General features: G+C 63.3%; 24 protein-coding genes and 2 tRNA genes. 12 read left to right on the top strand and 14 right to left on the bottom strand.

Going from position 1 to position 24,733, the window contains the following annotated elements:
* Nucleotides 1–12 precede the first annotated feature (12 nt).
* Together I7X43_RS08500 and I7X43_RS08495 are read left to right on the top strand one after the other, a co-directional pair.
* On the top strand, nucleotides 13–915 hold the full coding sequence (locus tag I7X43_RS08500) for a DMT family transporter (RefSeq protein ID WP_198100506.1): 903 nt from the start codon (nucleotides 13–15) through the stop codon (nucleotides 913–915).
* Entirely contained in the window at nucleotides 915–1,799 is an 885-nt protein-coding gene (locus I7X43_RS08495; protein WP_198100505.1) for a DMT family transporter, read from the top strand. Before I7X43_RS08500 ends, I7X43_RS08495 begins: the two co-directional genes overlap by 1 nt.
* Here the strand turns inward: I7X43_RS08495 and I7X43_RS08490 are convergent.
* The 8 genes from I7X43_RS08490 to I7X43_RS08455 form a co-directional block, all read right to left on the bottom strand.
* Entirely contained in the window at nucleotides 1,796–2,698 is a 903-nt protein-coding gene (locus I7X43_RS08490; protein ID WP_198100504.1) for a DUF2145 domain-containing protein, read from the bottom strand. The genes I7X43_RS08495 and I7X43_RS08490 overlap by 4 nt on opposite strands.
* Nucleotides 2,695–3,129: a hypothetical protein gene (locus I7X43_RS08485; RefSeq protein ID WP_198100503.1), complete on the bottom strand. Its 435-nt coding sequence runs from the start codon at nucleotides 3,127–3,129 to the stop codon at nucleotides 2,695–2,697. Before I7X43_RS08485 ends, I7X43_RS08490 begins: the two co-directional genes overlap by 4 nt.
* A 32-nt stretch (nucleotides 3,130–3,161) precedes the next feature.
* The gene (locus tag I7X43_RS08480) at nucleotides 3,162–4,589 is read right to left on the bottom strand and encodes a TolC family protein (RefSeq protein WP_198100502.1); all 1,428 of its coding nucleotides are present in this window, start codon (nucleotides 4,587–4,589) and stop codon (nucleotides 3,162–3,164) included.
* A 108-nt stretch (nucleotides 4,590–4,697) separates the two neighbouring features.
* On the bottom strand, nucleotides 4,698–5,900 hold the full coding sequence (locus tag I7X43_RS08475; RefSeq protein WP_198100501.1) for an HlyD family type I secretion periplasmic adaptor subunit: 1,203 nt from the start codon (nucleotides 5,898–5,900) through the stop codon (nucleotides 4,698–4,700).
* Nucleotides 5,897–8,248 (bottom strand): type I secretion system permease/ATPase, encoded by a 2,352-nt coding sequence (locus I7X43_RS08470; RefSeq protein WP_198100500.1) that lies wholly within the window; start codon nucleotides 8,246–8,248, stop codon nucleotides 5,897–5,899. The genes I7X43_RS08475 and I7X43_RS08470 overlap by 4 nt, the downstream gene beginning before the upstream one ends.
* A gap of 3 nt (nucleotides 8,249–8,251) precedes the next feature.
* Complete coding sequence (locus tag I7X43_RS08465) at nucleotides 8,252–10,150, bottom strand: O-linked N-acetylglucosamine transferase, SPINDLY family protein (protein ID WP_310737542.1); 1,899 nt, start codon at nucleotides 10,148–10,150, stop codon at nucleotides 8,252–8,254.
* A 134-nt stretch (nucleotides 10,151–10,284) separates the two neighbouring features.
* A complete protein-coding gene (locus I7X43_RS08460) occupies nucleotides 10,285–10,719 on the bottom strand; it encodes a gamma-glutamylcyclotransferase family protein (RefSeq protein WP_198100499.1) in 435 nt (144 codons plus the stop codon).
* A 6-nt stretch (nucleotides 10,720–10,725) separates the two neighbouring features.
* Nucleotides 10,726–11,061: a thioredoxin family protein gene (locus I7X43_RS08455; RefSeq protein WP_198100498.1), complete on the bottom strand. Its 336-nt coding sequence runs from the start codon at nucleotides 11,059–11,061 to the stop codon at nucleotides 10,726–10,728.
* Between the two features lie 123 nt (nucleotides 11,062–11,184).
* On the opposite strand from I7X43_RS08455, the gene acnA reads away from it, so the two are divergent.
* A complete protein-coding gene (gene acnA / locus I7X43_RS08450) occupies nucleotides 11,185–13,905 on the top strand; it encodes an aconitate hydratase AcnA (RefSeq protein ID WP_198100497.1) in 2,721 nt (906 codons plus the stop codon).
* 130 nt (nucleotides 13,906–14,035) lie between these two features.
* Nucleotides 14,036–15,715, top strand: a complete 1,680-nt coding sequence (locus tag I7X43_RS08445) for a PAS-domain containing protein (RefSeq protein ID WP_198100496.1) — start codon at nucleotides 14,036–14,038, stop codon at nucleotides 15,713–15,715.
* 1 nt (nucleotide 15,716) lies between these two features.
* Here the strand turns inward: I7X43_RS08445 and I7X43_RS08440 are convergent, their stop codons facing one another.
* Together I7X43_RS08440 and I7X43_RS08435 are read right to left on the bottom strand one after the other, a co-directional pair.
* Nucleotides 15,717–16,427 carry a riboflavin synthase subunit alpha gene (locus I7X43_RS08440; RefSeq protein WP_198100495.1) on the bottom strand — a complete coding sequence of 237 codons (711 nt, stop codon included), beginning with the start codon at nucleotides 16,425–16,427 and terminating at the stop codon, nucleotides 15,717–15,719.
* Nucleotides 16,427–16,780, bottom strand: coding sequence for an arsenate reductase (locus I7X43_RS08435; protein ID WP_198100494.1), 354 nt, complete (start codon nucleotides 16,778–16,780; stop codon nucleotides 16,427–16,429). The genes I7X43_RS08440 and I7X43_RS08435 overlap by 1 nt, the downstream gene beginning before the upstream one ends.
* Nucleotides 16,781–16,808: 28 nt before the next feature.
* On the opposite strand from I7X43_RS08435, the gene aat reads away from it, so the two are divergent.
* From aat to I7X43_RS08395, 8 genes are all read left to right on the top strand, one after another.
* Entirely contained in the window at nucleotides 16,809–17,549 is a 741-nt protein-coding gene (aat, locus tag I7X43_RS08430; RefSeq protein ID WP_375140390.1) for a leucyl/phenylalanyl-tRNA--protein transferase, read from the top strand.
* A complete protein-coding gene (locus I7X43_RS08425) occupies nucleotides 17,546–18,283 on the top strand; it encodes an arginyltransferase (protein ID WP_198100493.1) in 738 nt (245 codons plus the stop codon). Before aat ends, I7X43_RS08425 begins: the two co-directional genes overlap by 4 nt.
* Nucleotides 18,273–19,157, top strand: a complete 885-nt coding sequence (locus tag I7X43_RS08420; protein WP_198100492.1) for a transporter substrate-binding domain-containing protein — start codon at nucleotides 18,273–18,275, stop codon at nucleotides 19,155–19,157. Before I7X43_RS08425 ends, I7X43_RS08420 begins: the two co-directional genes overlap by 11 nt.
* 178 nt (nucleotides 19,158–19,335) lie before the next feature.
* On the top strand, nucleotides 19,336–20,520 hold the full coding sequence (locus tag I7X43_RS08415) for a tyrosine-type recombinase/integrase (protein ID WP_198100491.1): 1,185 nt from the start codon (nucleotides 19,336–19,338) through the stop codon (nucleotides 20,518–20,520).
* Nucleotides 20,521–21,055: 535 nt separating this feature from the next.
* Complete coding sequence (locus tag I7X43_RS08410; RefSeq protein ID WP_198100490.1) at nucleotides 21,056–21,280, top strand: helix-turn-helix transcriptional regulator; 225 nt, start codon at nucleotides 21,056–21,058, stop codon at nucleotides 21,278–21,280.
* On the top strand, nucleotides 21,243–21,620 hold the full coding sequence (locus I7X43_RS16570; protein WP_310737541.1) for a helix-turn-helix domain-containing protein: 378 nt from the start codon (nucleotides 21,243–21,245) through the stop codon (nucleotides 21,618–21,620). The genes I7X43_RS08410 and I7X43_RS16570 overlap by 38 nt, the downstream gene beginning before the upstream one ends.
* Nucleotides 21,617–21,763: a hypothetical protein gene (locus I7X43_RS08400; RefSeq protein ID WP_198100488.1), complete on the top strand. Its 147-nt coding sequence runs from the start codon at nucleotides 21,617–21,619 to the stop codon at nucleotides 21,761–21,763. Before I7X43_RS16570 ends, I7X43_RS08400 begins: the two co-directional genes overlap by 4 nt.
* A gap of 3 nt (nucleotides 21,764–21,766) precedes the next feature.
* Nucleotides 21,767–22,231, top strand: coding sequence for a hypothetical protein (locus tag I7X43_RS08395; protein WP_198100487.1), 465 nt, complete (start codon nucleotides 21,767–21,769; stop codon nucleotides 22,229–22,231).
* Between the two features lie 652 nt (nucleotides 22,232–22,883).
* Here I7X43_RS08395 and I7X43_RS08390 read toward each other — a convergent pair.
* The 4 genes from I7X43_RS08390 to lgt form a co-directional block, all read right to left on the bottom strand.
* A tRNA-Val gene (locus I7X43_RS08390) sits at nucleotides 22,884–22,958 on the bottom strand.
* 103 nt (nucleotides 22,959–23,061) lie between these two features.
* Nucleotides 23,062–23,136 (bottom strand) — tRNA-Val (locus tag I7X43_RS08385).
* 40 nt (nucleotides 23,137–23,176) lie between these two features.
* Nucleotides 23,177–23,905 (bottom strand): DNA polymerase III subunit epsilon, encoded by a 729-nt coding sequence (dnaQ, locus tag I7X43_RS08380; protein WP_310737540.1) that lies wholly within the window; start codon nucleotides 23,903–23,905, stop codon nucleotides 23,177–23,179.
* A complete protein-coding gene (gene lgt, locus I7X43_RS08375) occupies nucleotides 23,902–24,699 on the bottom strand; it encodes a prolipoprotein diacylglyceryl transferase (protein WP_198100485.1) in 798 nt (265 codons plus the stop codon). The genes dnaQ and lgt overlap by 4 nt, the downstream gene beginning before the upstream one ends.
* Nucleotides 24,700–24,733: the final 34 nt, after the last annotated feature.

Here is a 24,733-nt window from a genome sequence, read left to right as displayed (position 1 = left end):
CTCACGATTGCCATGACTCGCCTGCAAGCTGACTTGCTCCTCACCTTGGTTGCCATCATTTGGGGCTCGGCCTTTGTTTTTCAGGCTCAGGGCATGGCGGCCCTGGGGCCCATGGCCTTCACCGGGGTTCGCTTCTTACTCGGTGCCCTCGTAGTCTTGCCCCTCGCGTTGTGGGAGCAGCCGCGCCGGCGCCCCGAGAGCCGCACGAAATCGATGGGCCCGGCGGTCGTGATCCTGGGCATGTTGATGACAGTGGGGGCTGGCTTTCAGCAGATTGGCATTCAGACCACCACGGTCACCAATGCCGGTTTTCTGACCGCGTTGTACGTGCCCCTGGTGCCCCTGCTCGCGGCCATCTGGCTCAAGGAATCCCCGCACTGGAGTGTTTGGCCCTGCGCTTTGGCCTGTGTTGCGGGCGCCTTCTTGCTCAGTGGGGCCCACACTTTGAGCTTCAACGCTGGCGACTTGTGGGTGCTGGCCTCCACCCTCCCCTGGGCCGCCCATGTCCTCTGGGTGGGGCGCTTGGCCAACCGTTTTGACGCCCCATTCAGCGTGGCCTGCGGACAGTTTGCGGTGGTGGGCGTCCTCAGCCTGGGCTACGCGCTCGTTGCCGAGCCGTTCACCTGGACCCAGGTCCTTCAGGTGTGGCCCGCAGTGGCCTTCACGGGCCTCTTGAGCGTGGGCATGGCGTTCACCGCCCAGGTCGTGGCGCAGCGCCATGCGCAGGCCAGCGACGCTGCCATCATCTTGAGCAGCGAGACCCTCTTTGCTGCGCTCTTCGGTTACTGGCTTTTGGGCGAACGGCTCAATCTGCAGGGCCTGTTGGGTTGCGGATTGATCCTCGGGGCGCTCTTGGCCGTTCAGCTGCTTCCCCTCCTCCACCCCTCACTGAAACGCAGCGGGGCCGCAGCGTGATGCCGGCCTGGCTTTTTCTGGCGGCCAGCATGGCCTTGGTGGGAAGTTACGTGGGGCTCTCCAAAGCCCTGGTGGCGGTTTTTCCCGTCTTTCTGTTGGCGGGCCTGCGGTTTGGCCTGGCGGCGCTGGCCATGCTGCATTGGATTCGTCGGCCTGCGCAGGAGCCAGTGCTGAACAGGGTCGATCACGCCTGGTTGTTTGTGTGCAGCTTTCTGGGCAATTTTGGTTTTTCTATATGCATGCTGCTGGGCGTCAAGGCGACCTCCGCCTTGTCGGCCGGCGTGGTGATGGCACTCATTCCGGCCGCGGTGGCAGTGCTCAGCGCCTTGTGGTTGCGTGAACGCATCGCCCCCCGCGTACGACTGGCCATCTTTTGTTCCGGGGTGGGTATCGCCCTGTTGGCTTTGGCCCGACCCTCATCCGGTGCTGACAGCGCGGGTTCAATCTGGGGACACCTTCTGCTGTTGGGGGCTGTGTTTTGTGAAGCGGCGTATGTGGTCTCGGGCAAGCGACTGGGCGACAAGCTTTCGCCGCGCCGCATCACGGCGCTCATCAACTTGTGGGGGCTGCTTCTCATGGCGCCCCTGGCCCTGTGGCAAGCCCAGAGCTTTGAGTGGCGCCAAGTCGCCGTCCAGGATTGGGGGCTGTTGACGTTTTATGCGTTGGCCGCCAGCATGTTCTCCGTCTGGCTGTGGATGCGGGGGTTGGAGGGGTACCCTGCCAGTCGCGCGGGGGTCTTCACCGTTCTGATCCCCGTTAGCAGCGCCACGGTCGGTATTTTTTACCTTGGGGAACACGCGACGGCTCTGCATGGCCTCGCGCTCCTGTTGGCGCTGACCGGCATCCTGCTGGCCACCCGCACACCCGAGCCACGGCGCAATTAAGGGCCCTCCACCTCGCACCCCTGGGGCCAACTTCGCGCCCACCCCTGGTGAACGCCGATACCCCCGGCGCCCAAACACCACTCCAACCGCGATGCCTGGGGCCACTGGTGCCGCCACCATCGGGCCAAATCCTCAGGCAAGGTCACCCGCATTTGGTTGGATGCCAAGTCGGATTCCGTTTGCCCAGTCCAGCCCAAGTGCCGCGTCAGGGCTGCGGCCCACAGCCACAGGCGGTTGGGCAAAGTCACGGCGCCGGATTCCCACCCCTGGGCCCGCATCCAGTCGTGGGCAACCGTCCGGCCTGCGCCGTCGCCACCGGACCACGTGGCCGCAAGGACCTCGGCCACCCACTGATTGCAGTTTTGCGCGGCTTCGTCGGCCAAGCGCGCATTGGCTTGGTAGCGGGCGGCCAAGAGAGCCAGCGCTCGATCTCGGTCTTGGACGAAACGCTGCAGAGCCAGGGCAGGCTCTCCTTGCAACGGCAGGGCCAAGAGATAACCGGAATCGACGCCATCACCTCCCATCAGGAAGGCCGTCAGCCCCTGGTCAAACAGCCGCGGCCTCTGCTCGGTGCAGTCGAAATACAACTGACGAACAGCCCACGTGCCGGCAGGGTGGTCACGCCAAGCCAGCGCCGCATGCGTGTAGCGGACCCCCAACCGTTCCAGGTCCATTCCCGCCCGCGCAATCAGCGCGACTTCTGCGCCCGCTGCATCCAGATCCCGGCGGACCCGTTCGGCCCATTGAAAAAAACGATCTTGCGTCTGCGCGTCGCGCTCCGGGGGGGCAACACAGCCAGGCGCCGAGCCGGCCGATGCATTGACGCCCACCACGACCAGGGCGGCGACAAGGAGGCGTCGGATGGGCCTCGGCCGGGCCCGTCGCAACGCTCGGATCACAGCGCCTTCGTTTCCAATTCGCGCGCGTCGTTGAGCAGTAAAAAGAACGCCTCCCCCACCGAACGCGCCAGCGCCCAGCCGTAGGAGCGGGCCTCGATGTCCAGGACGGCCCCAGCCCGCAACTGGCCCGCTTGCACCGCCTGCGGCGGCAAGCGCAGCGTCAACATGCGGTCTTCGTCTTGGGCTTGCAGCCGGACCAGAACGCGACCGTCGGTCCAAGGCTCAAGAGCCTGCACTTGATACCGGCCGGCCACCACCTGTTTTTTGCCCTTGGCGCTGTCACTGGACATCCCAACTGAATCCGACACACTGCCGGACACGTTTGACGCCGAGCTTCCCGCCGAGCTGGCAGACGAGGTGAACGAATCCGCCTGCACCGGTGCACCGCTCACCATGCCCAGCACGAGGCCCCACTGCACCCAAGCCCGCATCGCCACTCCCCCTTCGCCCAAAAGGCGCAAGGTTAGCGCAACAGCGCCCCCACCCCGCGCCCCATGGAACCCATCAGGGCAACGGCTTGCTGGGCGTCGTACAGGGCATTGATCTGCTGGATCCTCAGCATGTAGTAGTCCGACTCGGCGCCCATCACATCAAACAATGAGCGGCGTCCCAACTGTTGCCACTGCTGCAGCGTGGCCCCTCGCAACTGCTGGCTGCTGCGCAAGAGTTCGGCGATGCGACGCGCTCGATCCAGCGAATTGGAGGCCGCATCGTGCACTTCCATCAATCGCCAGTTCTTGGCATCCAGGGACTCGTCACGGGCCAGGTTGACCGCCTCCGCACGCCGGCGCGCGGCATCGCGCGCTGGTGTATCGGACGGACGATAAAGCGGAATCGTCACTTGCAAACCGGCCGCCGCATCGTGGCTGTTGTTCCCGCCCCTGGCCGCCACCGCGCTGCCGTTCAGGACCCAGTTCAACCGCGGCCCTTGACCCGCCGCCAGTGCGTCCGCTTGCCGCTGAGCAGCCAGCGCCTGGGCAGTCGACTGAGCGACTTCTGGTGACGCCAGCAAATCCTTTTGCAGCGCCGCCAGTTCGGGCACGCGAATCAGCACGGCAGACAGGCTGCCCGGCGGTGGCAACGGGTCTCCGACCAAGCGCTTCAATCGCGTTTCAACACTTTGCAAGTAGTCCTGCGTCGACGCCAGGGCCAATTCGGCTTGCTGCTGCTGTTTCTGGGCCTGCACCCACTCACTGGATCGGCCTTTGTCGAATTGGGTGATGGCATCGAGCGACTCGACCAAGCAAGCCATCTTCCGAACGTACTGGCGATAGATCTGCAACTGAAGGGTGTAGCGGCTGCGGTCCAAGCTCAAGGCCACGGTCTGCAGGGCAATCTGCTCCGCCTGCCCCTGACGTGCCGCTTGCGCCGCCTCCACGAGTTGTTTCCGCCACTCGATCAATTGGCGTCGCTGGCCACCGTCCCACAGCACACCCGCCACGGACAGCGTGGCACGGCCCTCTGCGCGGCTGTGCGTCGCCCCGCCCGAGACGCCGGTTGAAGCCCCCACCGTCGACAGGCTGAGGCTGGCTTCCGGCCGACTGGCCCATTCGGCTTCCTTGAGTTCATCTTGTGCCGCCAAACTGAGCAGCTGGGCCATGCCCACCAGCCGACTGCGCTCGACCGCGAGGTCCGCCAATTGCACCAAATAGCCCCGGGGGTCCGACTGCGCAAACTGCAGGTCTGCGCCGTTCACAGGATCGCGCTTGAGCGCCAATCGGTCGTCATCGCCACAACGCACGGTGGGCGTTGGCGTCTCAGCCTGGGCAGCCGCCGAAAGCGGCTGCGCCTGCTTTCGTTGGGTTCGCGGCGCGGAATCCACACCCGCACTCGCCAACACCAAAGCACCGACCATCAGAGCGGGTTTGAAGAGGGGCAGGCTGCGCAGCATGGTCGATCCGGGCGTGAAGAGACAGGGGGCATCAAACCACCAACCGCCCCCGCACCAGCCGCGGAAAAAGCGGAGCTTCGCCCGGCTTTCCGCACGCTCCGCCGGGTCTCAGCGCTCTCGAAGGGCTTCTTGGCTCTTCAACATGGGGCGGACCAAGTAGCTGAGCACGGAGCGTTCGCCCGTTCGAATGTCCACGGTCGCCCCCATGCCTGGGATGAGCGGCAAGTTCTTGCCATTCACCTGCTTGAGCCGGTTTTCCTCGCCAACCACCAGCACCCGGTAGTACGTGGCATCGGGTCCGCGATCCGGCTCGCCCATCGCGTCCGGACCGATGTAGTCGACCCGCCCCAGCAAATCACCGTACACATTCACGTCGTAACCCGCCAGCTTGATCTCCGCCTTCTGCCCGACGGCCACAAAACCGATGTCTCGCGGCCGGACTCGGGCCTCAATGAGGGTCCGCCCCCCCATGGGTGCGATTTCCAGGATCGGAGAACCGCTGGTTACCACGCCCCCCACGGTGTTGTTCTTGATGGCCTTGACCACCCCCGCGACCGGACTGGTGAGCACCGTACGTTTGAGCTGGTCGCTGCGCACCACCAACTGCTCTTCCAAGGCAGCCAAATCGTTTTGCGCCCGCACCAGTTCCCCGCTCGCGTCTTGACGAAAGCGATTCAGCCGTTCTTGTCGCGCTTGCTGCAAATCACTGACCTGCCGCGTCAGGCGCATGACTTCAACATTGCTCATCAGCCCTTGTGCGGCCATCTGGCGGGCCATCGTCAACTCTTTTTGCACCAGGGACAGCGAACTGGACATGCCCGCCAAGCTTTCTTCCAGCAAACGCCGTCGACTGGTGTAGGACTCGCGCTCAGACTCAATTTGCGCTTTGGCCTCCGCCAATTCCGGCGGGAACCGCAGCTCTTTCCCGTGAGCTTCCGCACGCAGCCGCGCCACCAACGCCTTGAGGGCCAGCAGGCGAACCTGTCCTTCGTTTTGGGCGGCTTCCACCCGCGTGGGGTCCAGGCGCACCAAGTCTTGGCCTTTGACCACCAAGTCCCCTTCTTTGACCAGCAACTCCCCCAGCAGGCCAGACTCCAAGGACGCAATCACTTGGGTGGGGCCATCCGGCACGAGGCGGCCATCAGCCCGCGCCACCTCGTCGACGCGTGTCAACGACGCCCATGCGACAAACGCCACCACAGCGGCGGCAATCAAATACAGCGCCCAGGTGGCGCGCGGCAAGCGCTCATCCACCTGCGCGGCCGCCATGGGACTCAAAAACTGGCCTTCACCCGAACCCAGTGCACTCATAGCGTGGAGGACTTGGCAACCGGCTGTGCGGTCGGGTGAATTCGAACTTTCTGCGCCTCACCCTCAGGGCCGGCCGGGCGCTGCCCCGACAGCGCCGCCAAAACGCCATCACGCGGGCCGTCCATCACCACACGACCACCATCCACCACCACGATGCGCTGCACCAGTTCCAACACCGCTGGGCGGTGGGTGACCACAATCATCGTGGCCGAACTGGCGGCCATGGCCTCTTTCAACTGGCGTAAAAACTGCAACTCGCTTTGCGCGTCCATGCTGCTGGTGGGCTCATCCATCAGCACAATTTGCGGCTTGTGCACCAACGCCCGCGCCAGGGCGACCAACTGGCGCTGCCCCCCACTGAGCAAACCGCCCATTTCCCCAACCGCCATGTCCCAGCCCTGAGGATGGGCGCTGACCACCCGATCCAATCCGGTTAGCCGAGCCACGTCCACCAAGCGCGCTGCATCGATGTCGGCCCGGCCCATGGTGACGTTGTCCCTGAGGGTGCCGTTGAATAGCCGTGGCTCCTGGCTCACAAAGCCCATGCGCGCGCGCAGCTCTGCCGGGTCCACCTGACGCAAGTCGATGCCGTCGAATTCAACCGCCCCTTCGGTCGGTTGGTAGAGCCCCGCCAAAAGACGCAAGATGGTGCTCTTGCCCGAGCCGATCCGCCCCAGCACCGCAACCCGCTCGCCCGGCTCGAACCGCAGGCCAACGGCCTTTAACACCTTGGGCGGGTTGCCCTGCACGCCCTGGGGCAAGGGATAGCTGAAGCCGACGTCATTGAGCGCCAGCCGCCCTTTGACATCTTTGAGGGGAACATAGGCGCGCCGGGCATCGCGCTCCTGCGGCTTTTGCATCAGCAGGTCGATCGCCTGCATGCACGCCTTCGCGCTTTGGTAGCGCGTGCCCAACATCACCAAACTCGATATCGGCGCAACAGCACGGCCGGCAAACATGACGGCGCCAATGAGCGCCCCGGATGTCAAGACCTTGTCCTGAATGAGATAGACCCCAAACACCAGCATCACCAGGGTGATGAGTTGCTGCCCGGTCATGGTCAAGTTGTTGGATAGGGCAATCATGGTGCGGGAGCGCAGACTGGCTTCCGCCGCCACAGCGGTGCTGGTCTCATAGCGCCGAATAAAACGGCCCGCCGCGCCCGACGTCTTGAGGTCCTCCAACCCTTCGAGCGCCTCCACCAGCGTGCCGTGCAAATCGGCTTGTTCGCCATGCAGGGTTCGCTGGGCTTTGCGCAATCGCGATTGAATGACCCACGTAAAGCCAAACAAAACGGGCAATGCCAGGACGAGAACCCATCCCAGCTGACCCGCCACCACAAAGGTCATCGCGATGTAGACCAGGATGAACGGTAGGTCCGTCAAAATCGACAAACTGGCGGACGCAAAGAAGTCCCGAATGACCTCGATTTGCCCCAATTGGTAGCCATAGGCGCCCGCGGATTCTGGGCGATGCTCCATGCGAACGCCCAGGGTGTGGCGGAACAGCTTGGATCCAATGATGAGATCAGTTTTGCGCCCGGCCAAGTCCAGCAAATGACTGCGCAATTGGCGAGCACAGAGATCAAAGGCCAGGGCAATGCCCCCCCCAATCGCGAGCGTCCACAAGGTCACAGTGGCTTGCGTGGGCAATACCTTGTCAAAGATGACCGCGGTAATCAGGCCAATGGCCAGCATGAGGACGTTGGACAGCAAGGCGGCCAACATGGCCGAGCGGTAGTAAGGGACAAAACGCTTGAGCGTGCCCCACAACCAATGGGCCTCGCCGCCTCCGGCCAGCGCATCGGCTCGGCTTTCAGTGGCGTGCTCCAGTCGGGGCGTCGCCACCAAGACGAACCCGCTGTAGGCCGCCCCCAATTCAGCGGCCGTCGCCGCCGCGGGTTGGCCATCCCCATCCGGGAACACCACTTCGTAGCGGCGTTCGCCCTCGCCCTCCAGGGGCCGCACCAACACGCAGGCATCGTTCCCCTCCAGCAACAAAATCGCCGGCAACAGCAGCGGATTGATGTCGGGAATTCGCTTGGGCAGCAGTCCGGCGTTGTAGCCACTCTCTCGAAGAATGCGCAGGGCCTGATCCGGGCTAACTTGCCCATCCACCTGCTCATCCGCGAGCAGGCTCTCGGGCGACCGCGCCCGGCCGTGGTGCGCCGTCAGCCACGCCACACATTGCAGCAGCGGATCGGTCACTGGCGCCGACGCCCCCTCGGGCGGCGCCTCGGGTTTCGCAGATTCCTGTGGTGCCGCATACGCCGGAGCCACCTGCAACGGCGAGCGGCCGCCACGCGGGCGGTTGGGCTCGTCGAAGAAGGGGTCGGGGCTGCGACTCATGACTTACTGCGAATTCAGCGGGCTCAGCGGCAATCCCGCCCGCGCCTGGGTAGCCAAATGGATGAATTGACGTTCTATATCGCGCACGATGGCCGGAATGTCAAATAGCGCACTCTGCCGCCCCCGTTCCTGCAAGTAGCGCTTGTAGGACGCCGCCCGTGCGGGGTTGCGCCCAATCTGGATGGCCAAGCGCTCGTAGTCCGCCTGCGTCTCGGTGATCAGATCGGGCAGTCCGACGGCGGTAAGCAGGCTGCCGCACATGCGGCTGATGTAGCTACGACCCGAGCGGGTCAAGATCGGTGCGCCCGCCCACAAACAATCACTGGCCGTGGTGCCGGCGTTGTACGGGAAGGTGTCCAGCACCAAATCCGCCAAGGCAAAGCGGGCCAAGTAGTCCGGCGGTGTGACCCGGGGGGCAAAGATCAGCCGACTCGGATCCACCCCCGCAGCCTGGGCCGAGGATTTGAGATTGGCCTCCGCCCAGCGGTTGTCCGCGAGGAGCCACAACACCGAGCCCGGCACGCCCAACAGAATGCGCATCCACCCCGCGAACACGTCTTCGCCCACCTTGTGGTTGTTGTTGAAGCTGGCAAAAACGAAGGCGCCCTCGGGCAACTGGTACTGCGCTCGGGTGGGTGGCGCGCCCATGGGGCGCTGGCGATCACTGACCTGGTAGCAGGGCTGGATGTAAATGGGCTGCTCGCTGCAATACCGAAGGTATTCCGGCTGCATCACATACCGGTCCGCCAAAATCCAATCCACCCCGGGCAGCGCGGACGTTGCCGGCAGCCCCAGGTACGCCACCTGGATGGGTGCCGGACGATATGCCAGGATGTTGGGCCGGGCCCCGCTGGTCAGCCCTTGCAAGTCGACGAGCACGTCAACCCCATCCGCAGCGATCCGCCGCGCGGCCGCTTCATCGTCCAGCGCGTGCAGGCTAACCCGGTGGTCAAAGCCCTTCTTGATGCGGTCGCGAAGCTCGGTTCCGTCTTCCCGGCTCCACTCGTAGGCGATGACCTCGAACTGCGCCCGGTCGTGCAGCTCGTACAACTCCGCCGTGAGAAGGCCGACCGCATGGGTACACAGGTCGCCGCTGAGGTAGCCGATACGGAAGCGTCCTGCCCGTGCCTTCGGTCCATGGAGTTGGTGATATGGCTTGCCGGTGTACTTGACCACCCGCTCGAACACAAACCGCTGCGCGGTGAGCAACTGCACGGCGGGGTCATCACTGGCGCTCAAAGTGGCCAGCAAGGAGGTGTAGGTCAGCAACTGATTCGGCGTTACCGCCCCAACCGGCTGATAAACCGGCCACTCGCACTGCTTTTGACGAATGTGCACGTAGTGTTGAATCACATCGCCTTGGCTGGCCTTCAGAAGCAGACTGCGCTTCATCAAGGCTTCGGACTCGTCATACCGCCTGAGGGTTTCCAGCAGGCGTGCACTGTTGTTCAACGCGTGCAACTGCAGGTCAACAGGGCTCACGCCCACGCCATCAAAGCGGTCGATGGCTTCAAAAACGTCTTTCCAATGCTGGAGTGCAGCATCAAACTGGCGTTGATGCTCAAACTGATGGGCAAGATTGAGCTTGGCCTGGGCAAAGTCAGGCTTGTGCGCCAAGGCTTGTTGGTACGCCTCAATGGCTGCGTCATGGCGCTGCAAGGCCCCCAGGACCGTCCCACAGTTGAAGAGCGCCACCGCTCGCGTGGCCGCCGGGTGATGCGGGTGCTCGAGCCAAGCCTGGTACAGCGCGACGACGGCCTCCAGCTGTCCTTGGGCTTGCCATTGCCCGGCCCGGCCCATCAGCCCGGGCAGGTCCATCGCGCCTCGCCGGGCAGCGTCCAGCGACGCTTCGGGCTCAGCCAGCGTGGGTGCAGGTTTTTGAAGCGGAACAACTTTGGGCACGGCAAAACCTCGGCAAGACCCGGGGAAACCGATGTTAGGGGTCTGAGTTCCCCAGTCTGGTTCGAATTGGACGGTCAAACCCATCCAAATGCCCGGCCAAACTGCCGGTTCGGCCAACAAATCCCCAGCAAGCGTTACAAAAGCCCGGCACCACGCAGCGCGGCGACTCGCTGTTCAGCATGCTCTTGGGTGTAAGCCGGCAAGGGCCCCGCGTGCACGGCGTCCAATTGCAACCGCGAAGCCGAGCCGAAATAAACCTGGCAACTCCACAAACGCCCCGACGGCTCCCTGACCTGTACCGGCTCACGGACATACCAATCGGGCAGGTGCAGTGCTTCGAGTTCATCCATGCGAGCCAAGCCCTCGTCGTTCACCTCGTACAACTCGCCATGGACCGGGTAGCCCTCGCCGGGCTGATTCACCAGCCACGGTAGGTAGCGTGGACCCACGATGTAAAGCGGCAAGGGCTGCACCGTGGTGAATTCGCCCGCCACCCGTTCGCCTTGGTTGACAGGGTGATTGCGAAAACCCTGCTTGAGAGTGCCGTACACAAAAATCAGGTGCTGCATCGTGCGTCAATCCGCTGCGCGCAGGCGCGTCAGCAAGTGAGTGGCTTCAGGGTCGGTAACCAACCAATCATGTGCCCGGTCCAGGAGCTGCAAAACGGAGGCCTCATGCGGAAGCACCGGTCCAAAGAAGCGGATCACCTTGGCCTCTGCCAGCAACAGCGTGGGGAAGGTTTCCACATCCACATCGCCGACGCGCTCGGCTTGGTCTTCAATGTCCACCCAGTGGATCCGCACGCCCGGGCGTTGCGCCGCCACAGCCTGCAAGACCTGTTCGTAACCCCGGCAAGTTCCGCACCAGGCGGCGCACAGGCAATACAAGTCGAGGGGCGTTTCCGGGTTCATCCCCTCATTTTGACGAAGCCTCGTACAGGAGGCACCCTGTATTCGTTGAACCACGTCAGGAAAACGAAACGTTCGCCCGGTCACAATGGGGGTTTTCCGCCAATCCCAGTGAGGTTGAGTCGCATGAGTAAGAAAGCCGCCGCCCCTGCCCATCCTTTTGCCAAGACCCAGGCCAGTTTCAAGACGGCCTCGGGAAAGGAAGGCCAGTTGTTCTCGTTGCCCAAGCTGGCCAAGCTGTTCCCCAACGTGAACCGCATGCCGGTGTCGATGCGCATCGTGCTGGAGTCGGTGCTGCGCAACTGCGACGGCAAAAAGGTCACCAAGGAGCACGTCGAGCAGCTGGCCAATTGGAAGCCCACCGCCGAGCGGACCGATGAAATCCCCTTTGTTGTGGCCCGCGTGGTGCTGCAAGACTTCACCGGCGTCCCCCTGCTGGCCGACCTGGCCGCCATGCGCAACGTGGCCGCCAAGATGGGCAAGAACCCCAAGGCCATTGAGCCCTTGGTTCCGGTGGATCTGGTCGTCGACCACTCGGTCATGATCGACCACTTCGGCAACAAGAAGGCGCTGGACCTGAACATGAAGCTGGAGTTCGAGCGCAACCGCGAGCGCTACGAATTCATGAAGTGGGGCATGCAGGCTTTCGACACCTTCGGCGTCGTGCCCCCGGGCTTCGGCATCGTGCATCAGGTGAACCTGGAGTACCTGGCCCGCGGCGTGCACAAGACCAAGGCCGGCGTGTACTACCCGGATAGCCTGGTCGGCACCGACAGCCACACCACCATGATCAACGGCATCGGCGTCGTCGGCTGGGGCGTGGGCGGCATCGAGGCCGAGGCCGGCATGCTGGGCCAGCCCGTGTACTTCCTGACCCCGGACGTGGTGGGCTTCGAGTTGACCGGCGCCCTGCGCGAAGGCGTGACCGCCACCGACCTGGTGCTGACCGTCACCGAGATCCTGCGCAAGCACAAGGTGGTGGGCAAGTTCGTCGAGTTCTTCGGCGAGGGCACGCGCACCCTGGCCTTGCCGGATCGCGCCACCATCGCCAACATGGCCCCCGAGTACGGCGCCACCATGGGCTTCTTCCCGGTCGACGAAAAAACCGTCGAGTACTTCAAGGGCACCGGCCGCACCAAGGCCGAGATTGAGGCCTTCGAAGCCTACTGGAAAGCCCAGAAGATGTTCGGCGTGCCGAAGACCGGCGAGATCGACTACACCAGCACCGTCAAGCTGGACCTGTCGACCGTGGCCCCCAGCCTGGCCGGCCCGAAGCGCCCGCAGGACCGCATCGAGATCACCAACCTGGCCGGCACCTTCAGCGAGCTGTTCAGCAAGCCGGTGGCCGAGAACGGCTTCAACCAGCCCGCCGACAAGCTCGCCAAGACCTTCAAGGCCGACAACGGCGTGGATGTGAAGAACGGCGACGTGCTCATTGCCGCCATCACGTCCTGCACCAACACCAGCAACCCGGGCGTGCTGCTGGCCGCTGGCCTGCTGGCCAAGAAGGCCGTGGAAGCGGGCCTGAAGGTGCAGCCGCACATCAAGACCTCGCTGGCCCCCGGCTCGCGCATCGTGACTGAGTACCTGGAAAAGGCCGGCCTGCTGCGTTACCTCGAGAAACTCGGCTTCAACGTCGCCGCCTACGGTTGCACGACCTGTATCGGCAACGCCGGTGACCTGACGCCCGAGCTGAACAAGGTAATCCAGGACAACGACCTGGTCTGCGCCGCGGTGCTCAGCGGCAACCGCAACTTCGAGGCCCGCATCCACCCGAACCTGAAGGCCAACTTCCTGGCCAGCCCGCCGCTGGTGGTGGCCTACGCCATTGCCGGCAACGTCACCAAGGACCTGATGAAGGAACCCGTGGGCAAGGGCAAGAAGGGCAAGGATGTGTTCCTGGGCGACATCTGGCCGACCAGCGACGAGGTCTACAAGCTGATGAAGCACGCCATGAACGCCAAGGCGTTCAAGGAAAACTACGACAAGGTCAAGAACAAGCCGGGCAAGCTGTGGGACGCCGTCAAGGGCGTCAAGGGTCAGGTCTACAACTGGCCCAAGAGCACCTACATCGCCGAGCCACCGTTCTTTGGTGACTTCGAGATGGTGCCCAAGGCCGTCACGACGGGCGTTCAAGCCGCCAAGGTTATGGCCCTGTTTGGCGACTCCATCACCACCGACCACATCAGCCCGGCCGGTTCGTTCAAAGAAACCACGCCAGCAGGCAAGTTCCTGCTGGAGAACGGGGTTCAGAAGGCCGACTTCAACAGCTATGGCGCGCGCCGCGGCAATCACGACGTGATGATGCGCGGCACCTTTGCCAACGTGCGCGTCAAAAACCTGATGCTGCCCGCCAAGGCGGACGGCAGCCGTGAAGAAGGCGGTTACACCCTCAAGGGTGGCAACAAGATGGCCATCTACGACGCCGCCATGCAGTACATCGCCGAAGGCACGCCGACCGTGATCTTCGCGGGCGAGGAGTACGGCACGGGTTCGAGCCGCGACTGGGCCGCCAAAGGCACGCAACTCTTGGGCATCAAGGCGGTCGTCGCCAAGAGCTTCGAGCGCATCCACCGCTCCAACCTGATCGGCATGGGCGTGCTGCCCCTGCAGTTCAAGACCGGTGACAGCTGGGAGAGCCTGGGCCTGAAGGGGGACGAAACCATCGACATCGAGCTGGCCAAGGAGATCAAGCCCCAGGGCGACGCCAAGTTGGTCATTACCCGTGCCGATGGCAGCAAGCAGGAAGTCAAACTGACGCTGCGGATCGACACCGCCATTGAGGTGGACTACTACTTCCACGGCGGCATCTTGCCGTTCGTGTTGCGCCAACTGCTGGCCGCCTGAGACTAAGGCCCCCCCCGGGGGGCGTTGGCTCTCCACTCAGGGCTTCCCTAGGGAAGCCCTGAGTTGTTTGGGCTTCTATTCAGGCTCATTCGCTGCGAATATGGAGTCCCTCGGTTTGAGCCCTTGATTCGTGGACGCCACCCACCTGCCCGCTGATTGCGAAGACTGCTTTCCCCAAGCGGCGCGAATGCTGCGGACCTTGTGCGACCACTTTCCCGGTGGCGTCTCGGTCATGGATCGCCACCTTCGCATGGTCCTCTGGAACCAGCGCATGGTGGAGTTGCTGGACTTGCCGTCTGACATGTTCGAGCGGCCCGTCTCGCTGCCGGACTTGTGGCGCTACAACATAGCTCGCGGCGAATTTGGGCCGGTGACCGACCCGGAAGCCATGTTGGCTCGATTCACGGAACGCGCCTTGCGGTTCGAAGCCCATGTCTTCACCCGGACGCGCCCCAATGGAACCGTCATTGAAATCCGGGGCGAGCCCATTGCGGAGGGGGGGTTCGTCACCACCTACGTGGACGTCACCGAACAGAAGCGGCTGCGGACCGAACTCAACCGCAATGACGCGCTGGTGGCGCAGGTCATCAATCACCTGCCGCAGGGCATCAGCCTCTTCGATCAGGACCTGGTCCTGCAACTGTGGAACCAAGCCTTTGTCGAGGTCTTGGAGTTCCCCCCCGAGGCCATTTTCCGCGGAGCCCGGTTTGAAGACCTTCTGGCCATCATGGCGGCGCGCGGAGACTATGGGCCAGGGGACTCCACGGAGCAAATCGCAAAGCGCCTGGAACTGGCCCGCCAGTTTTTGCCGCACCGTTTCGAACGCACCCGCCCAAATGGGCGAACCCATCTCGTGGAGGGTGAACCCGTTCGTTTCGACGACCAAATTGCGGGTTTCGTGACGACCTACACCGACATCACCACACAGAAGTCCACGGAACTGGCGCTGCGCCGTGCCAACGATCAGCTCGCCAGCAGCATGGCCGAGCGCAATGCCGCCTTGGTGGCGGCCCAAGATCACCTGGAGCAGGCCATCAGCCAATTGGTTCAGACCGAAAAACTGGCCGCACTTGGGCACCTGGTTGCGGGCGTCGCTCACGAGTTGAACACCCCGATTGGCAACAGCGTCATGGCGGCGTCCACCTTCATTGACCGGGTTGCCGAACTGGAAAAGGCGCTCGCCCAAGGACTCCGCCGCTCCGTTCTGGACGACTTCTTGACCTTCGCCCGCGAGGCCGCACACCTGGTTCAAAACAATTTGGAGCGGGCAGCCAACCTCATTGCGGCTTTCAAGCAAGTGGCAGTGGACCAAACCTCCATGCGTCGCCGCAAGTTTCTGCTTGACGAATGCATCGCCAAGGTCGATGCCACCATGCACCACCTGTTGCGAAATGGGGCGCACCAGTTGGTGTTGGAAATCCCCCAGGGCATCACCCTCGACAGCAATCCTGGGGCGCTGGAACAGGTCATCACCAACCTCATCAACAACAGCCTGCAGCACGGTTTTGAGGGGCGTGAAGGTGGCCTCATCCGGATCAGCGCACACGCCAACACCGACGAAGTGGCCTTGACTTACGAGGACGATGGGCACGGCATGTCCCCGGACACGGCCAAGCGCGTGTTTGAACCCTTCTTCACCACCAAGCTGGGGCAAGGTGGAACCGGCCTGGGCATGCACATCGTGCACAACCTGGTCACCACGGCGCTGGGCGGCCATATTGGCCTGCATACCCACAAGGGCCAAGGCACGCGACTGGTGATGACGCTGCCCCTGGTCGCCCCGCTGCAGCGGGACGACGGGCCGCTGTGATTCAGGACCGGATCAAGGCTTTCGGTAACTCCGTCAGGTCAATTCCCTGTTGACCAGCCAATCGCTCCAGCACCGGCAAGAGTGGCCCCAGCTGTTCGCTCAGGGCCTCCCGCACGGTGTCCACCACCACCTGGGTCGCCCGGTCGATTTCCAGATGCACCGCAGCGCCCTCGCCTTTCTGGCCGAAGGTTGTCATGCGCAAAGTTTCCGGAATCAGCCAGACCTCAAACCAACCTGAACCATCCGGACGCCGCTCCAGCGTCGCCACGGTCAAGCTGCAACCGTTGACGCCCACGTACCCCTTGGCAAAGATGTAGCGCATCCACGGAGCCGGCACGGCCAGCCGCAGCACATGGTTGTTGTCCGGGCGCCGAACCTCGCTCACCGTCGCGGTCACATCCACGTGACCCGACAGTGGGTGGCCGCCAATCTCTGCCCCCTCTTTGGCCGCCCGCTCTACATTCAGACGCGAGCCCACCTCCCATCCACCCAGCGTGGTCAACGCCAGGGTTTGGCCCATAACATCAAACGAGGCGCGATTGGCTGCGGGCCGCTCGGTCACCGTGAGACACACGCCGTCGCAAGCCACACTCGCCCCGATCGCGAGCCCGTCGTCAAACGCCGCGGGAAGCTCGAAAGTCAGGGTTGAGAGACCTGGGCGCCGCTCCAAACCCACGACCGTGGCCACCCCTTGAACTATGCCCGTGAACATCAACCGCCTTTCGCCATCGTTTCATATACCGCAGGCTGAAAACCCACGGTCAAGCGGCCCCCACCCCAATCGACAACCGGGCGCTTGATCAAACTGCTGTGGGTGGCCATCAAGCCAATGGCACCCGCCGCATCGTGCGCCAGCCCCTGGGTCGCCTCGTCCAACTTGCGCCACGTGGTGCCCGCGCGGTTGAGCAAGCGTTCCCACCCCACTTGATCGGCCCACGCCTTCAACTGCGCCACCGTCGGCGCTTGTTTCTTGAAGTCCACAAACTGGGGGGCGTAGCCGGCGGCCACCAGCCAGGCGCGCGCCTTCTTGACCGTGTCGCAATTGGGAATTCCGTAAACCACCATCACCGCCCCCAACCTCCACAATGAAAGCGTGATTGTCCAGCTAGACCCGAATTCCCTGTCTTTTCCCGACCCTCGCTCCGCGCTGGGGCCGGAAACCGATGCACCGGGCCTGCTCGCCATTGGAGGCGACCTGCGCCCCGAACGCCTCCTTGCCGCGTACCGGCAAGGCATCTTTCCCTGGTTCGGCGAGAACCAGCCCATTCTGTGGTGGTGCCTCAACCCCCGCATGGTCCTCAAAACGCGTGATTTCAAGCTGCACCGCTCTCTGAGGAAGACCTTGCAAGCTTTTCTTCACAACCCCCAGTGCCAACTCCGAGTGAATGCCGACCCCGTCGGAACCCTGCAAGATTGCGCCAGGGCGCCTCGCGCCGGCCAGTCCGGAACCTGGATTGTCCCGGCCATGCAGCATGCTTATACCGAGTTGGCACGTCGTGGAGTGCTGCAGTCCGTTGAAACCTGGCGGGGCGGGCAGCGGATCGGCGGCCTGTACGGTTTGCGCATTGGGCGCATGTTCTTCGGCGAATCGATGTTTTCCAACGCCCCCGACGCATCCAAATTGGCACTCAGTTATTTGGTGGCCTTGTGCCGGCGGGACGGCATCGAGTGGATCGATTGCCAGCAAGCCACCGCGCACCTGGCGCACATGGGTGCGGCCCCGGTACCGCTGGAAGCGTTCTTGCACCACATCCACCGGGCCACCGCCGCCCCCGAGCTCGACCCCTGGGCCTATGATCCCTCGGCTTGGTCCCAGGTGATGCCCACGCCGTGAGTCAACTCAAGGATTTGCCCTTTACCCAGGTGCAGTTCTATGTGACTGCTCCGTACGCCTGCAGTTATTTGCCGGATCGCTTGGCGCGCTCCCAAGTGGCCACGCCTGGCCACCTCATTCACAGCGATGCCTACAGTCAGTTGGTTGCCCAAGGCTTTCGGCGCTCGGGGCTTTTCACCTACCGCCCCCTGTGCGACCGCTGCCAAGCCTGTACGCCACTGCGGGTGCCGGTGGCAGCATTTAACCCAAGCCGCAGCCATAAACGAGCCTGGAAACAGCACGCGCAACTGACTGCCCGTGTGATGCGCTTGGGGTACAGCGAAGAGCACTACGCGCTCTATTTGCGCTACCAAGCCGCGCGCCATGCCGGTGGGGGCATGGACCATGACAGCGTGAATCAGTACACCGAATTCCTGCTGCAAACCCGCGTGAACTCCCGTTTGGTGGAGTTCAGAGCAAACGGGGTCCTGAAGATGGTGGCCATCCTGGACATGCTGGCCGATGGCCTTTCTGCCGTTTACACCTTCTACGAGCCCGAGGAACACTGCAGTTACGGCACCTACGCCGTGCTGTGGCAGTTGGAGCAAGCCCGGCAGCTCCGCCTACCCTTCCTGTACCTGGGTTACTGGATCGAGCACAGCCCCAAGATGGACTACAAAGCCCGCTTCCTGCCTCACGAAGTACTGGTCCAGGGACAGTGGCAACGTGTGACCCAAGACCGCCATGCGCGCTAATCTGCTCCAAGCCAGTCTCGGCTTTGCCCTGACTGGGTGGTCCGCGGTGCATGCCGGCTGCGATCAGCCCTTGCACGTCCCGGTGGCCCACGCCGGCGTTGCCGTCACCGTCCAGGGCCACCAGGTATCCGGCGTATTTCCGACCGTCCTCAAGTTGGCGGCCACCCAAGTGGGTTGCGCGATTGATTTCCCCATCGTCCCCCGCGCTCGTGTGGCCCGCATGTTTTTGGCCGAGGCGGCGGCTGACGTCTTGGCGCCAGCGACCCGGACCACCGAACGGGATGGCAAGGGGCAGTTCGTGCCGGTCGTTCGCTCCCTCACCATGCTGGTCAGTTTGCGCCAGCGGAACATCGACCTGCCTTCTGTCGATGCACTCCTCAAAGACCGCGGCAAGGTCGTGGTGCTGCGAGGCTATAGCTGGGGCGATGAATACGAGACGCTGATCACGCAACTGGAGGCGCAAGGGCGCGTTCAGTACGTGGCCGATACCGAACGGATCATCGAGCGCTTGCGCAATGGACTGGCCGACTACAGCTTGATTCCCCCCAGCTTGTTTCTGTCCATCCTTCAGGAGGGCCAGGGCAAACGCGAATGGTCCCTTGAAGACTTTGAGCAAAACCCCTTGCTGGGACTGCCCCAGGCTCAAATTGGGGTGTATTTATCCCGCGAGCGATTGCCCCGTGACATGCGCGAGGCGCTGGCCGCCGCCATCACCCTTAGCGTTCAGGATGGCACGGTGCTGAGCCTCTATCAGGCCGCAGTCCCCATTCAGTGGATGCGGGATTACATCCGCATTGACGGACCGGGGTTGCCCCTGTCGGAGCGCAGGGGCAAAAACAAAAAAGCCCCGCTGCGGACTGCAGAGGGGCTTTGATTTGGTGGGCGGTGCAGGGTTCGAACCTGCGACCCCTGCCGTGTGAAGGCTGGGAAACAGCACTTTTTCGGACCTTCCCGAACAACGTTCCCCTATGAAGATTGTTCGCAATCGTTCGTAGAATTGCCCATCGTTTTGGCCCACTTTTGGCCCACTTGGCCCACCTGGGGGAATCAGCATGGCAATTCGGCTCGACAAGGTTTCGGACCGCGAGAAGCTCAAACCCAGGAACGCACCCTACTGGCAGCGGCTGGATCGCGGCTGCATGTTGGGCTTTCGCAAGCTCACCGCGCAATCGACCGGAACTTGGATGGCGCGCTACAGCGATGCGGAATCGGGTGAGCGCCCGAAAAAGTCGCTGGGCGAGTTTGGCGAGTTGCTGCCGAACGACCGCTATTCCGCCGCCAAGAAGGCCGCCGAAGCCTGGTTCGAACATAAAGGACGCGGCGGCACCTCGGAAACCATCACGGTCAAGGCCGCGTGTGAAGCCTACGTCGCGCACGTTCGCAGCGAAAAAGGTGAGCGCCAAGCCGCCGACTTGAGCGCCCGCCTGACGCGGTGGGTGTTGTCATCCAAGCTCGCCGCCCTGCCCCTTTCCAAGCTCACAGAGGCCAAGGTGAAAGCATGGCGGGCGGCGCTCGCCGCCGCGCCCGTGGTCGTCAATCCCTACGCCGCAAGCGAGCAACAAGAAAGCCGCGCCCGCGCGCCCTCTTCCGTAAACCGCGACATGTCGGCGCTGCGGGCCCTGTTGAACCATGCGCTCGATGCCCGGTTTGTCACCAGCGACGCGGCCTGGCGCGTGGCACTGCGCTCGATCAAGCGCGCCGATGGTCGCCGCACGCTTTACCTCGACCGAGAGCAGCGGCGCCGATTGGTGGAGGCCGCCCCTTCTGACGTCGCGCCCCTGCTTCGCGCCCTGGCCCTTGTTCCCCTGCGCCCCGGTGCGCTAGGGGCGCTCACGGTGGCGTCGCTGGACAGTCGGCTTGGCGTGCTGACGGTGGGCCATGACAAGGCCGGGCAAGATCGCCGCATCAAGCTGCCCGAGGCCACGGCCGATTTCTTCCGGGCGCAGGCTCGCAACAAGCTGCCAGCGGCGCCACTGTTCGCCCGGGCCGATGGCAAGCCTTGGTCAAAGGACGGCTGGAAAGGCCCCATCAAGGCCGCCGCCGCCGCCGCAGGCCTGCCACCTGAAACCGTGGCCTACACGCTGCGTCACAGCGCGATTACCGACCTTGTGACTGGCGGGCTGGACTTGTTGACCGTGGCGCAGCTTGCTGGAACCAGCGTGGCCATGATCGAGCGGCACTACGGCCACTTGCGCGCCGACCATGCGGCCCAGGCCTTGGAGCGGCTGGCGCTCTGACACTTCGTTTTCGCCGCGCCTAGGCTGATCCCCGAAAACCCGTTTCCTTGACGGGCTGGCGCCCCGCCGCCCTCTAGCAGACTTGGCCCGCCCCGGGAGAGCGCATGACGTCCCCCTTCATAAGCTCCACGGAAAACAGGCTGGAGAACATCTCTTTCTCTACCTCGAAAGATCCAGCCGCCCCTAGGGCTGCAGCGCGACAACAAGCAACCTAGGACGCAATGGGGCTTCCGCGATCTACCGACGTCACCATAATTGGATCGCCAATACGACTTACAGCGTCATGTACGTGGAGAGACCCACAAGATGGTGCAGTAAATCGGCAGGGCAAAAAGGTGAGGGGCCAACCGTCGCCAAACGGAAAGCCCCTCGACGCGATGGACGCGCAATGTCGAACTTGGACGGACGACATTGCAAGGTTACACCGACTGCACCGCTTTTTTGTCGTGGTGCGGTTTTGCCGCCCGGTCAAATGACCTGGGGCTTGGGGCAGCCTGTCCGTCGCATGGTTTTCCAACGATTCGAGGAACAAACCATGGCAAACGACGCCAAGACCCGCACCCCGCAACCCTTGCACGCGGCCCAAATAGCCGACGCCCTTCTCAAGCTCCCCACAGTCCAGGCTCTGACGGGTTTAGGCAAGACCTCGGTTTACGCCCGCATCAAAACCGGCGAGTTCAAGCCAATCCACCTCAGCAAACGCGCCGTGCGGTTTAGGGCTAGTGAAATTCAGGCTTGGCTACAGGCCCAGGGCCAGTAAGGGGGGCGCACCGTGGACAAAAAAAAGACCACCCCCGAGAAGGAAGCGGCCATCAAAGCATTGCGCCCCGCAGTTTATTGGCACCGATGCCGCCACGCAGCGCGATCTGCTTTTGGCCGCACTGCGCATGGGTTTCGCCATCTCCACCCTCGAAGCCCGCACCCTGCTGGACATCCTGCACCCGGCCGGCCGCGTGAAGGAGCTGCGCGACGAGGGCCACAACATCCTGACGCTGTGGACCGATGCGCCCACCGAGGCCGGCGAGCTGCACCGCGTGGGCGTGTACCTGCTGGCCCACGTAGAAGCCGCCAATGCGCCCGCCCTGGAGGCCACGCCATGAGTGCCTCCGACGATTTGCTGGTGATGCTGTACGCGCTGCTTCTCAGGTTTCCTCTGGTGGGCGCTGCGCATGATCTAGCGGACATGACGCGTGCCGAGCAGTGGGGCCTGTACTGCAACCTGCTGCGACTGGCTGAGGGCTGAGGCGTGGCGGCGCGCAACCGCTACAAGGGCGAGAAGCTGGGCGGCCAGTTTCTCGGCCTGCCGCACGAGATGCTGAATCACCACGCCTTCATTGCCCTGTCGCCGCACGCCAAGGTGCTGCTGTTGGATGTGGCCGTCCAGTACCGGGGCGACAACAACGGCGATCTGTCGTGCGCCTGGAAGCTGATGAAGCCGCGCGGCTGGCGCAGTGAGACCACCTTGAACAAGGCCAAGCAGGAGCTGATCGAGGCCGGCTTTCTGTTTGAAGCCCGCAAGGGCCGGCGCCCCAATGTGTGTGGCCTGTACGCGCTGACGTGGCGGGAGTTCAACCCGAGCCCGAAGCACGACTGCACCAAGGCGGCCTTCCGGCGTGGTGCCTACCGCTTCACCGGGCCGGCTGCACTGGTGCCGCTGCCAGCCCATAACGCGGGCCTTACTCCGCGCCATGGAGTAGCAAAAGCCGCATAGCGCCACGCGGTGGAGTAGGGGAGCCGGCCACTACTCCACCTGCTGGCGCTATTCCGCCGTTTTTCTAACGGCGCCTGCTCCATGCGGTGGAGTGCTCTATAGAACTGCCATCTATTGGGAGCACAGCGACCGGTTGTTGCTTTCCAGGCTCCAGGGGTGGGCGCCCCAAACGGCGGGGGGCTGAAAAGTCTGCAGGCCCGTCCACAAGACGGCAGGGTGAGTGCCGCTTCATCGCAAACCCGGAAAACGCGCCACAGCGTGTCGTGCGCGTGCGCGTGCGAGGCACCCCCAGCATAGGCAAGAGGCGGCGGCCGATCCTGGCGCGATCTGGTGGGGCTGCTGGTCCGGCTGTGCCCCGTGGGGGCATGTCATCCTTGGGCGTGCTGGCACTCCAGACCGCGAGGTTCCCCACGCGCGGAAAAAATCGCCTGCTTGAAAACAATCAAAGCGCCAGCCGGCGTGTCTGCCTGCCGACTCGGCCGCACGGCGCGCACGGGTCCTCCATGATCATGCTCAAGGCGGGCACGCAGAGCCGCCCAGATCGACAATTTCCAACCCCGCATGGGTTGGCGTTTATTACCGCCGTGCTCACCGAACCTAGCTCGCCCAGAAACGACAAACCCGGCTCAAGGCCGGGTCTGTGCTGGGTCTTTGGTGGGCGGTGCAGGTTTCGAACCTGCGACCCCTACCGTGTGAAGGTAGTGCTCTACCCCTGAGCTAACCGCCCGATTTTTTACGGGTTCGGAACCCGTTTTGGACCACTTTTGGCCCACTTCCCTATTCGCCTCAGATCCGACTCGCAGTAAGCCTTTGATTTCAAAGGTTTTATTTGGTGGGCGGTGCAGGGTTCGAACCTGCGACCCCTGCCGTGTGAAGGCAGTGCTCTACCGCTGAGCTAACCGCCCGACTCCAGCAACTGCCTGCCGAATCCGGGAAAGCTTGTGATTATGCCATGGGTTTTTCGGTTTCGAACAGCGCGCGCCAAATCGTTTGATTGCCGCTCTCTTTATCCAAGCCCTTGAGCACCGCTTCGTGCACAAGCCGTTCGGTCTCTGTCGCACCCAACACCGGCAAGGCCAAAGCCGAGAAATCAAAGGGTTCCAAGTCGTCCTCTTGCGCGCCGCCGGCACTTCCGCCGTCATCGCCCAAGAGGCTGTGCTGACCGCGCGTGAGTCGAACATAGACCTCGGCCAGGAGTTCTGCATCCAGCAACGCTCCGTGAAAGGTTCGGCCGCTGTTGTCCACCTCCAGACGCCGGCATAGGGCGTCCAACGAATTGGCTTTGCCGGGGTAGAGCTCTTTGGCCAACTGCCAAGTGTCCAGCACGCTGGCCACGGATTCGATCAACGGCGGACGCCCCACGCGACGCAATTCCGCATTCATAAACCCGATGTCAAAGGCGGCGTTGTGAGCCACCAACTGAGCCCCGGCCAAGAAACCGAGCACCTCCTCCGCCCTTTCCGCAAACTTGGGCTTATCAGCCAAGAATGCGGTGGACAAGCCGTGCACACGAAACGCTTCTTCCGGAACCTCACGCTCCGGGTTCAAGTAGACGTGTAGGTGGCGCCCCGTCAGCTGACGATTCACCATCTCCACACAGCCGATTTCCACCAAGCGGTCGCCCCCCTCGGCCTCCAAACCTGTGGTTTCGGTATCGAAAAAAACCTGCCTCACAACCGTTCCCCCGCGGGCTTGCGCAACACCAAAAACAGCCCAAACAGGATCATGGGCACGCACAGCCATTGCCCCTGACTGAGTTGCAGCCACCGCAAGCCCAAGAAGGCGTCAGGTTCGCGGAAGTACTCCGCCACGAATCGAAAGGCCCCGTAGCCCACCAAGAAGAAGCCGCTCACGACACCGGTCGCTCGCGGCCGCCTGGCCAGCCACCACAGCACAACAAAGAGCAGCAGCCCTTCGCCCAGCGCTTGATAGATTTGGGAGGGATGGCGAGGTTCGGCGCTACCGGACTGCGGAAACACCATGCCCCACGGCAACGTGGGCGACGCCAATCGTCCCCACAGCTCCCCATTCACGAAGTTCCCCAGTACGCGGACGACGGCAATGCCGATGGGCACGCAGGGGGCCACCACGTCGGTTACCGCAAAGAACGAATGGCGGCGCGAACGGGCAAACCACGCCAAAGCCGCGATCACACCGAGTAGCCCGCCGTGGAAGGACATGCCCCCTTGCCAGACCGCAAAAATTTCCAGTGGGTGGGTGAGGTAGTAATCGGGCTTGTAGAACAACACGTAGCCGAGTCGCCCCCCCAGCACCACCCCGAGGACGCCGAAAAACAGCACGTCATCCGCGTCTCGGGCTTGCCAAACGCCCTCCCCTTGGCTCGCCATGCGGCGCCGCAAGAGAAAGAAGAACAGCCCAAACGCGATGAGATAGCTGATTCCGTACCAGTGGATGGCCAGCGGGCCCACGCGCAGCGCCACGGGGTCAAATTGCGGATGAATCCACATGGGAAGAAAGCTCTTAGGGGGAAGGGGGCGAGTG

The sequence above is a fragment of the Inhella gelatinilytica genome (assembly GCF_016093295.1).
Taxonomy (GTDB): Bacteria; Pseudomonadota; Gammaproteobacteria; order Burkholderiales; family Burkholderiaceae_C; genus Inhella; species Inhella gelatinilytica.
This window is presented reverse-complemented; position numbering and strand designations above follow the sequence as displayed.